This is a genomic window from Maricaulis sp. B-26, assembly GCF_056857855.1.
Genome location: NZ_JBSXNX010000022.1, coordinates 40,503 through 49,959, shown reverse-complemented (window position 1 = coordinate 49,959; position 9,457 = coordinate 40,503). Strand labels below are relative to the sequence as shown.

10 protein-coding genes are annotated in these 9,457 nt (G+C 63.8%); 3 read left to right on the top strand and 7 right to left on the bottom strand.

The window, feature by feature from the left end; translation table 11 throughout:
• Positions 1-6: 6 nt before the first annotated feature.
• Together AC13HB_RS08910 and AC13HB_RS08905 are read right to left on the bottom strand one after the other, a co-directional pair.
• Entirely contained in the window at positions 7-702 is a 696-nt protein-coding gene (locus AC13HB_RS08910; protein ID WP_482949399.1) for an SDR family oxidoreductase, read from the bottom strand.
• Positions 703-817: 115 nt separating this feature from the next.
• Positions 818-1,633, bottom strand: a complete 816-nt coding sequence (locus AC13HB_RS08905) for a squalene/phytoene synthase family protein (protein ID WP_482949398.1) — start codon at positions 1,631-1,633, stop codon at positions 818-820.
• Positions 1,634-1,740: 107 nt separating this feature from the next.
• Between AC13HB_RS08905 and AC13HB_RS08900 the strand changes: the two genes are divergently transcribed.
• Both AC13HB_RS08900 and AC13HB_RS08895 read left to right on the top strand, forming a co-directional pair.
• Entirely contained in the window at positions 1,741-2,346 is a 606-nt protein-coding gene (locus AC13HB_RS08900) for a superoxide dismutase (protein WP_482949397.1), read from the top strand.
• Between the two features lie 89 nt (positions 2,347-2,435).
• Entirely contained in the window at positions 2,436-2,849 is a 414-nt protein-coding gene (locus AC13HB_RS08895; RefSeq protein WP_482949396.1) for a serine hydrolase domain-containing protein, read from the top strand.
• On the opposite strand, the gene AC13HB_RS08890 is transcribed toward AC13HB_RS08895, so the two are convergent.
• From AC13HB_RS08890 to AC13HB_RS08880, 3 genes are read right to left on the bottom strand one after another with little or no spacing between them, the layout of a single operon-like run.
• A complete protein-coding gene (locus AC13HB_RS08890) occupies positions 2,843-3,106 on the bottom strand; it encodes a type II toxin-antitoxin system RelE family toxin (RefSeq protein ID WP_482949395.1) in 264 nt (87 codons plus the stop codon). The genes AC13HB_RS08895 and AC13HB_RS08890 overlap by 7 nt on opposite strands.
• A gap of 7 nt (positions 3,107-3,113) precedes the next feature.
• The gene (locus AC13HB_RS08885; protein WP_482949394.1) at positions 3,114-5,726 is read right to left on the bottom strand and encodes an HsdM family class I SAM-dependent methyltransferase; all 2,613 of its coding nucleotides are present in this window, start codon (positions 5,724-5,726) and stop codon (positions 3,114-3,116) included.
• A 3-nt stretch (positions 5,727-5,729) separates the two neighbouring features.
• Complete coding sequence (locus AC13HB_RS08880; protein ID WP_482949393.1) at positions 5,730-6,656, bottom strand: IS1595 family transposase; 927 nt, start codon at positions 6,654-6,656, stop codon at positions 5,730-5,732.
• A gap of 55 nt (positions 6,657-6,711) precedes the next feature.
• Between AC13HB_RS08880 and AC13HB_RS08875 the strand changes: the two genes are divergently transcribed.
• Positions 6,712-7,617: a serine hydrolase domain-containing protein gene (locus AC13HB_RS08875; RefSeq protein ID WP_482949392.1), complete on the top strand. Its 906-nt coding sequence runs from the start codon at positions 6,712-6,714 to the stop codon at positions 7,615-7,617.
• Between the two features lie 180 nt (positions 7,618-7,797).
• Here the strand turns inward: AC13HB_RS08875 and AC13HB_RS08870 are convergent, their stop codons facing one another.
• Together AC13HB_RS08870 and secF are read right to left on the bottom strand one after the other, a co-directional pair.
• Entirely contained in the window at positions 7,798-8,409 is a 612-nt protein-coding gene (locus AC13HB_RS08870; protein ID WP_482949391.1) for a urate hydroxylase PuuD, read from the bottom strand.
• Positions 8,410-8,505: 96 nt separating this feature from the next.
• A complete protein-coding gene (gene secF / locus AC13HB_RS08865; RefSeq protein ID WP_482949390.1) occupies positions 8,506-9,450 on the bottom strand; it encodes a protein translocase subunit SecF in 945 nt (314 codons plus the stop codon).
• Between the last annotated feature and the right edge of the window lie 7 nt (positions 9,451-9,457).

Below are 9,457 nucleotides of genomic sequence, written 5' to 3'. Positions count from 1 at the left end.
CCCGACCTACCAGGGCAGGTCCTGGCCGGAGACGTGGAAGAAGCGGCCGCTCATGGCGGGGTTGTTGAAGGCGCGGGCGATCAGGTCGAGCTGGCCTGAGACGCTTTCCGGAGCGGTGAGCTGCCCGTGCGGGCCGCCCATATCCGTCTTCACCCAGCCCGGATGCAGGACCAGGACGACGACGCCCTTGTCTTTCAGGTCGATGCTGAGCGACTTGCCGATCGCGTTCAGCGCGGCCTTGGACGCGCGGTAGCCGTAACCGCCGCCGCTCTCATTGTCGGCAATGGAGCCCATGCGCGAGGATTGCAGGGCGATGACCTTCATCTCCGAGGCCGCGACCTGGTCGGCGAAGGCTTCGGCCAGCGCCAGCGGCGCCAGGGCATTGACCCGGAATTCGTCGGCCATCGCCGTCTTGGATGTATTGCCGAACTGGCGGGTCTCTTTCGACATCATGCCGGCATTGGCGAACAGAAGATCGATCGGACCGGTGACCGCCTTGGCCAGCTTTTCCGCACCGTCCGGATCGGTGGCGTCATAGGCGAGGATGTCCAGCTTGCCCTCGCCGGTCGGCAGGGCGGCCAGCTCGGTGGCGGCGTCGGGATTGCGGCAGGCGGCGGTGATATGCCATCCGCGCTCGAGCAGCTGGCGCGTGTGTTCCAGTCCAAGACCGCGATTGGCTCCGGTGATGAGGGCGTGATGCATGTCTGTCTCCTGGAAAGGCTCGTGAGAATTCGAAGTTCGGCGTGATGCGCGATCACGGCGCCTCGCACAAGCTTATCGCTGCGCTCGGCATTGTCACGGGGGTGCGCGGTCGCACTCAGCGTCCGGTCAGGGACAGCCAGGCCATGCGCAGGCGGCGCCCCAGAGGATTGGTCTCGGGCGCCAGCTGATAGGGATTGGCCGGAAGGCGGTCGAGATAGGCGCCAGCGAGCCGGGCATAGCCGATCACGGGCACAGCCTCGGGCGGCATAGCACCGGCCGCATCGAGATCTCGCGCAGCATCGCGGGCGGCGTCCACGACCGGCCGGCGGGCTTCGGCCACCTTTTCGGCGCCCAATCCCTGAGCCAGCATGGCCGGCGTCGCCCCGGCTTCTCCCAGCGCATCGCCGCCGACCGGAGCCCGGCCTATACTCGCGCGGTGCGGAAAGGCACGCAGCAGGCCCGTCAGCCCCCAGGCGCGCCCGGCGACGACGAGCAGGGCCGGCTCGATCTCGGCCTCGCAGGCGATCGAGCCCAGCCGCATCAGACGCACCGCGGTCGCATCGACATAGTCGAGCACATCGTCAAGCGTCTCGAACGGCCGTGCGGAGATATCCTCGAAACGGGCATCGACCAGGGCCTGCAGCTCGCCCACGGGAAGGCGTCCGATCAGTCCGGCCAGGGCCTCGGTGACGTCATGGCGCCGCGGCTGCGGAGGATCGGCATAGAGGTCCGCCACCGCATCCCGCCACCAGGTCAGTTTCATCTCGCCGATCAGGCTTTCCGAGGTCGCGTCCGCGATCCGGCCGAGCTCGTGATTGAAGGCGTAGAGCGCATAAAGACGCTCACGCTGCTCCGGCGGGGCGAACAGTGCGGCGAGGCGACGATCTGGATCGGCCTTGGCGAGCAAATTGTCGAAATTGTTGTCGGTCATGCGTCTGCCCGGTGGACACGAGTACTCACCACCCCATATGAGCGGGCATGAAGCATTTGGCCAGCCCGGCCACCATCCATTCACAGCTTGCCCAAGACGAGGTTTTCATGGCTTTCACACTGCCCGATCTTCCCTACGCCAAGGACGCCCTGGCGCCGCACATCTCGGCCGAGACGCTCGACTTCCACCACGGCAAGCACCACGCCGCCTACGTGAAGAATCTGAACGGCCTGGTCGACGGCACCGACATGGCAGCCCTCTCGCTCGAGGACGTCATCCGCAAGGCGGCCGGCGATGCGGAGCTGGGCGGCGTGTTCAACAATGCCGCGCAGATCTGGAACCATACCTTCTACTGGCAGTCGATGCGCCCGAATGGCGGCGGCACGCCGACGGGCGATCTCGCTGCGATGATCGACCGCGATTTTGGCTCCTTCGACAATTTCAAGGACGCCTTCGCCAAGGCCGGCGCGACCCAGTTCGGCTCCGGCTGGGCCTGGCTGGTTCTCAAGGACGGCAAGCTGGAAGTCCGCAAGACGCTGAACGCGGAAACCCCGCTCACGGAAGACGGCGTCACGCCTCTGCTCACCATGGATGTCTGGGAGCATGCCTATTATCTCGACTTCCAGAACCGTCGTCCGGATTACATCTCCACCTTCCTCGACAAGCTGGTGAACTGGGAATTCGCGGCCGAGAACCTCGCCGCCGCCCAGTAAGGCGTTCGACACCAGGAAACGGGTCGCCAAGCGACCCGCTCCGCCCTAACCTCCCCCTTGGTCGATACAAAAACACCAGGGGGAGGCTTATGGCCCTTCGATTTCTTGCCGCCGGCCTGGCTGCTGCAACGCTCAGCCTGCCGGCCTTTTCACAGACATTGCAGCCCGACGCCGACCCGGCAGCCCGCGGGTTCGACACTGCCGGCCTGGAACGGCTCGACGCCGAACTCGACGCGCTGGCCGAAGCCGGTGCGCGTCCCGGCTATGCCGCGATCGTCGCGCGCGGCAGCGATATCGTCTTCGTCTCCGAAGCGGGCTTCGAGGATATCGAGGCGGGTACGCCCTTTACCGTCGACACGCCGGTCCGCATCGCCTCGATGAGCAAGCCGGTTACGGCGATCGCCGCCATGCAGCTGGTCGAGGACGGCACGATCGGGCTCGACGACCCGGTCAGCGACTATATTCCGGCTCGGAACTATGCACTTGCCAAAGGCGGTCAGTGAAACCGGTAGACGGTTCGGCGATGGCCAATTTTTAGCACGTCGATGATGCCGTCCTCGTCGGGCTCCCGGTAGATTGCCCGCCAGTTCCCGACGCGCACGCGATGCAAGCCATCGTGCCCTTTCAGCTTCCGCGAGCCCGGCGGGAAAGGGTCTGCGGCTAATTCACCGATGCGGTCGAGCAGTCGGTTCCGCTCGCGAGCGGGCATGTCGCCTAGGCCCTTCTCTGCAGGCCGCCTGAAGCTAATCTTGTAACCCACGCCTCACCTACTGGTTCTGGCGCGCCTTGATCTCCTCAAGGGTCGCGGTGCGGGGTTCATCCAGCGCCGCGTAGGCGTCTTCAGCATCCTTGTCATCCGACGAGGGCTTCACCTTTCGAGCCTTCTCACGCCGCTTCACCGCTTCCGGGTCGACCTGCATAAAGGCACGCAGTGCATCCTTGGGGTCCACGCCGTACATAGACAGGCGTCCGCCCTCACTATTCTCGTCTGCCATGTCGCCTTCTCCGTCGTCAGTGTTGTAAGGGGCAAGGCTCGCCGCGACTACGTCCATCATGTCGTCAATGCGGTCGGCGACCCAGGCCTCTAGCTCGGGCGCCTTGGGCAACACGAAGTCCGTGATGCGGGGCGGCGTCAGCTTCCGTCCGTAATTGAAGCGCCACTTCTCCGCGTGCAGGGTCGCTGCGGCGAGTACGAGGATAACAAGGTCCGGCAGCCCCTTCTCCTTTGGCAGGAGGACGAGGCAGTCGTCGTTCACGGCGCAGGGCTCTAATTGGACGAAGGCCTCTCCGATCGAGCCGGTTTGCGCGACGGTGACGAAGCTGGGCTCTGCCGCGACGGGGAAGTCCAGCCAGCCGTAGGTGCCGTTGTAGCTTTCCGTCGGCGAGATGATGAGCGTGCGCCCCTGCGCGATCCCCTCGCGGGAGTGCAACTCCTTTAGGCCGTAGTAGATGTCGAAGGTGCCGCCGATCGTTCCGGCTTCGGAGGCTAACTTCGTCGCATTGTTAAGACGGGTCGATGACAGCATGTCCCGATAAGGCTGAAGGTCGATGTCGCCTGCGTCGATCGCGCGACGCTGCTCCATGATCTCCGCCGCGTAGCGCGTGTAGAAGGACGCAAGGCGTCGAAGCTGCACGTCGACCGCCTGGCGCAACTCCGCATCCTCCGGAACCGCCGTTGCGATGTAGGCGCCGGCAGACCATTCGTCCTGACCGGACACACTCGCGACCGCGCTGAAGCCGGCCGCCTCGGTCTTGTTTGCGATGGCGTCCAGCGCTTCGGGTATTTGGTTAGGCTCGCTGTCGCGCGGCACGCGGACGCTCTTGCGGAGGACAAGGCCGTCGTGATGCAGCCGGACGAAGACGGTCTTCCGGGACGCTTTATGCGGGCGCCCCTTCTCTAGGAACACGATCGAGGTAGTGACGGAGGCGAACGGCTGGAACAATTCGTCTGGCAGCTGACACACCGCCGTCAGGGTGTGCTTCTTTAGGATCGCCTCGCGCCACTTCGCGGCCTTCCCGCTTTTCGACAAAAGGCTTGCAGGCACGATTACGGCCATTTTGCCACCGTTGCGAAGCGCCTCTAAACCCCGCTCGACGAAGTCCTCGACAGGCGTGTCTGTTCCCTTGTGGGGGAAGGGCGGGTTCATCACTACAATCGATGCTTCGCCCCCAGGGAAGTCTGGCATGTGCCCAAGGGAGTCCGCCTGCCGGATCTTCGTCGAGCCGTCTCCGCGAAGGATCATGTTGGCGACGCAGAGCGCAGCTGTGTTCGGCTCCGACTCAAAGCCGATGATATTCTCCTGGATCACTTCGACCATGCGGTCCCGGCGCAGGTGCTCTTCCTCGACCAGGCGGCTCATGTAGGCGACAAAGAAGCCACCGGTGCCGCAGGCCAGGTCTGCGACCACGTCGTTGCTGCTAGCCTCGCAGGCATCTACCATCATCCGGGCGATGTGACGGGGCGTGAAGTATTGCCCGATCGTGTTGCCGCCAGTGTAACGGAAGAACGTCTCGTACAGCTGGCCGAGATAGTCATGCTCCGCCGTCAGTACGGTGACGTTCAGGCGCTCTAAGATCGTCAGGATGCGAGGAGCACGATCACGCAGCTTGGTGTTCGCTGCGTCCACCGCGATTGATTTGGAGAGCCCCGCCTTGCCCGCTTCTCGAAAGGCTGTGGCACATGCGTCGTTCACGTCCGCCAGAACGAAGCGCGGGTCGCGCCTGATGTTGCCCTCGGATTTCCAGAGGCCAAGCATGAAGGCGGCAACGGCGGTAGGACGATACTCGTCCTTGATATCGGCTTCACGAAGCAGACGGTTGATCTCGTCGGCCTTCTCCGCGAGCACTTCGGCAGGCGGAGGCGTCGGTCGAATGTCGGCAGGCCCGCCCCGCGCCGTGATGCGGCGCAAGTCCTTCTCGTTCGGCACCCAGTTGATTGGATACCCCTCGTAGGTGACGGGCACCCAGGCCTTCGCGTCCTCATCGTACTTCGACACGCGCAGCGCGAAGGCGTCGGACTCCGTGCCCGCCAGTCCAATCGCAAGCGGACGGAAACCCATCTTCACGAGCGCGTCGCCGTAGCCCTGCGCCTCGCTGACGGCCTGATCGATAGCGTCAGGCGCCGCCTTCGCCTCGATCACGGCCAGGGGCGCGTGGTCCGACGGATTGACAAGGATGGCTTCGGGCACGCCGCGACCCGCACCGGACTTGCTGGCCTTCGCTAGAGCTTCGGCAAGGTCCGGATGATCGCGGTACTCATGCTGTAGGTATAGGTTTCCACGGGGTGGCTTGCGATCATCCCACCCCTGAGAAGTCAGGAGGTCGTCCAGCAACCGCTCCGTCCGACGCTCCGATCTCCGCGCCAGTGCAGCAACTGTCATGCCTTATTCCCCCGCCGATCCATGGACGAGCACGCTGTATGGCAGCTGCTTTCCTACCATACCCTTTACAGCCTCAACCATCGCGTCGCCATCATTTAGCTTCCGCGTGTTCCAGCGGAAGGAGAACTCATCGCAGTAGCGCCCGAGGTGCTTCTTCGAGATGGAGTGAAACGTACCGTACACACCGCGCTTCAAGAGCGCGAAGTAGCTTTCGACCGTGTTGGTGTGAACACCACCACGCGCATACTCACCTTGGCTGTGGTTCACCGTTAGGTGGCCGAAGCGGTAGTCAGCGCTCAGCCCACGGTAAGCCGCCCACTCGTCCGTCATGATTATGCTGTCACGATCGACGTTCTGGCGAACCTCGCCTTTCAGCGTCTCGCCGTCGACGCGCGCAACAGGCTTCGAACGAGCACGTCCATCGCGTTCGACCATCGCCATGACCGGCGCCTTCTTCGTGCCGCGCCCGGTGCCTCTCGGCTTGCCGGAACCGGGGCGGGGCTTGCCACCCACGTAGGTCTCGTCAACCTCAACCTTGCCCGCCAGGAGGCCGCGCATCGGCTCTTCCTGCATCGCAGCGCGGATGCGGTGCGTCATGTGCCAAGCTGTCCGGTACGAGCCGAGCCCAAGGTCACGTTGCAACTGAAGGGCGCTGACGCCCTTTTTGTGCGCGCAGATCATGTAGAAGGCAGCGACCCACTTGGAGAGTGGTATCTTGCTCTTGTGCATGACGGTCCCGACCGTCACCGTGAACTGCTTCTTACAGTCACCGCACTCGCGCAGTCCCGGGCGAGCTGACTTGCCAGTGATCGCGCAGACCCGATCCATCCCGCCGCAGTGCGGGCACACCGGCCCCTCCGGCCAGCGGATTGACTCCAGCAACTCGCGCGCTTCGTCGTCGCTCATCCTCAGGACGGTCATCAGATTCATGGTGCAAGCCCCCCCCTAACGCCACCAACCTAGCCCACCAGGCCACCTTTGGCAAGTGCATAGTTCCGTTCCGGCTTTCGGCGAGATGCAGGTTGCGGTCAGCCCGATGGCCGGTCCGGACGGCACGATCGCCACGCGTGCGCCGGAGACCGAGATGACGGTCCGGCACCTTCTCACCCACACGGCCGGGCTCGGCTACATCTTCGATACCGAGACCGATCTCGGACAGCTCTATATCGAGAACTCGCTCTATGCCGGCGAAGGCGATCTGGCCGCACGCATGGAGCAACTGGCCTCACTTCCGCTCTATACCGATCCCGGCGAACGCTGGATCTACTCCTACGCCAATGACGTGCTCGGCCGGGTCGTCGAGGTCGCGTCCGGCATGCCCTATGAGGACTATCTGGAAACGGAGATCTTCGAGCCCCTCGGCATGCCCTCGACCGGTTTCTTCTTCGAGGATGTGGACTTTACCGAAGCCGAGATGTCCCCGCTCTACGTGCATGCCGAGACCGGCGAACTGATGCGCTACGACCAGCCCAATCCCGACTGGGCGTCGGGCGGTGGCGGCCTCGTCTCAACGGCCCGCGACTACATGCGCTTCGCGATGATGCTGGCCAATGACGGCGAGCTGGACGGCGTCCGGATCATCGAGGCCGAGACGCTGGCCATGATGCGCACCCCCCAGACCACACCGGAACAGCTCGGCGAAAGCTGGCAGGGCCGTGCCTATGGCTTCGGCTTCGACGTCGTCCTGGTGCCGGAGAACGGCGAACAGGCGCCCGGTATTCCGGGCGATTTCAGCTGGGGCGGTTTTTTCGACACGGACTTCTTCGTGAGCCCGAACACGGATATCGCCGCGGTTATCATGACCCAGATCCAGCCCTCGCCGAACCGGCCCGAGCCGCGCACGGCGCGCGTCTTCCGCCCGCTCGTCTATCGCAGCCTGGCGCTCGACTGACAGCGGTCCGTGTTTAGCGCGACGGAATTCCGCCGCCGGGACGTTGAAGACGCATAGACGGTCGCGATCGCCCTTTGAGCCGGGCGCCCGGAAAGGGCCGTTTATCTCGCATGTCCCCCCAGACGCGACGGGGCCCGCCAATGGCGGGCCCCGAAACATTTCCGGTCCTGTCGTTCCGCCTCAGCCGAAGACGGTCTGGGCCATCGCCATTGCGATCAGCATGGGGAAGGACAGCAGCGTGTTGGTGCGCGAGAACAGCATCGCCATGCGGGCTGCTTTCGGCTTGGCGTCATCGGGCGCCTCGACGATGCCCAGGGCGATCTTCTGGTTGGGCCAGATCACGAACCAGACATTGATCGCCATGATGATGGCAAGCCACATGCCGATCCCGATGAAGGAGTATTGCGGCGTGTAGGCGTCGCCGGCGACGAGGCCGAGCGTCAGCACTTCGGCGGAATAGCCGCGCAGGCCCGCAACGGCGAGACCGGTGATGACGGTGAAAAGCGCGCCCCAGCGGAACCAGAACAGAGCGGCCGGTGCGATCACCTTGCCGATCGCCGGCTTCTGCTCGTCCGGGATATTGGGCATGTTCGGTATCTGGACGAAGTTGAAATACCACAGCAGGCCGACCCACATGATGCCCGAGACGACGTGCGTCCAGCGGGCGATGGCCTGCCAGAGTGCCGGCCCCGGATCGATCGCGCCGCTGACCACATAGGCCAGCAGATAGATCAGTGCGAGCACCATCGACACGATCACTGTCGTGCGAAGATTAGTCAGAATAGCAGCCAAGTTTCCCTCCCCGTTGTTACAGAAGTGAGTCTGTCACAAGCGGGGAGGTTACAGGAATTCGCGTATCAGGATAGCCCGGACGCAAGAAGTCGCGTGTCAGGACTCGTTGCTCTCACGCTGCACATTGGTGAAGAGCAGGAGCGGCGACGCCACGAAGATCGACGAATAGGTACCGATCACCACACCCCAGATCATCGCGAAGGCGAAGCCCTGCAGCGAGGCGCCGCCGATGACATAGAGCGAGACCAGAGCGAGGAGCGTCGTCATCGAGGTCAGCACGGTACGCGACAGCGTGTCGTTGATCGACAGATTGAGCACATCGGACAACGGCATCTTCTTGTACTTGCGCAGATTCTCGCGGATGCGGTCATACACGACGACGGTGTCGTTCATGGAGTAACCGACGATCGTCAGGAGGGCGGCCACGGTGGCGAGGTCGAAGGTGAGCTGGGTCACCGAGAACATGCCCACGGTCAGGATGACGTCGTGCACCAGGGCGATGATCGCACCGACCGAATACTGCCACTCGAAGCGGAACCAGATATAGATCAGCATCAGGAAGAGCGCGACGCCGATGGCGGTAAAGCCTGTGACGACGAGCTCGTTCGAAACGGCGCCACCGATCACGGTCGAGCCGCGAATGTCCACGCCCTCGAAATTCGCCTCCAGCGCTTCTTCCAGCGCCCGACGGGCGTCCTGCTGGGCTTCCTCGCCTTCCGCGCCCTCGCCTTCCTGCAGAGGAAGCGTGATCAGCACGGTGCGAATGCCGTCCGTGACGCCGGCGCCCTGCACCTTGGCATCGCCGAGTCCGAGCCCGTTGGCGACCTCACGCAGGTCTTCGTCGATATTGTCGCGATTGGGAACCTGGATCTCGGTCTGGACGCCGCCGCGGAAGTCGATACCGAAATTGATGCCGACATTGGCGAATTCGAACAGAGAGCCCAGGATCAGCAGGAGCGAGATCCCCATGGCGACCATGCGGCCGCGAATGAAGGGAATATTGCCGCTGACCGGCAGGTATTTGACGAGTGCGAGAGACATGTCGAAG

What these genes read in the sequence shown, in the direction of transcription:
- AC13HB_RS08910 (WP_482949399.1), bottom strand. Translation starts at nt 702, where the DNA reads ATGCATCACGCCCTCATCACCGGAGCCAATCGCGGTCTTGGACTGGAA.
- AC13HB_RS08905 (WP_482949398.1), bottom strand. Translation starts at nt 1,633, where the DNA reads ATGACCGACAACAATTTCGACAATTTGCTCGCCAAGGCCGATCCAGAT.
- AC13HB_RS08900 (WP_482949397.1), top strand. Translation starts at nt 1,741, where the DNA reads ATGGCTTTCACACTGCCCGATCTTCCCTACGCCAAGGACGCCCTGGCG.
- AC13HB_RS08895 (WP_482949396.1), top strand. Translation starts at nt 2,436, where the DNA reads ATGGCCCTTCGATTTCTTGCCGCCGGCCTGGCTGCTGCAACGCTCAGC.
- AC13HB_RS08885 (WP_482949394.1), bottom strand. Translation starts at nt 5,726, where the DNA reads ATGACAGTTGCTGCACTGGCGCGGAGATCGGAGCGTCGGACGGAGCGG.
- AC13HB_RS08880 (WP_482949393.1), bottom strand. Translation starts at nt 6,656, where the DNA reads ATGAATCTGATGACCGTCCTGAGGATGAGCGACGACGAAGCGCGCGAG.
- secF (WP_482949390.1), bottom strand. Translation starts at nt 9,450, where the DNA reads ATGTCTCTCGCACTCGTCAAATACCTGCCGGTCAGCGGCAATATTCCC.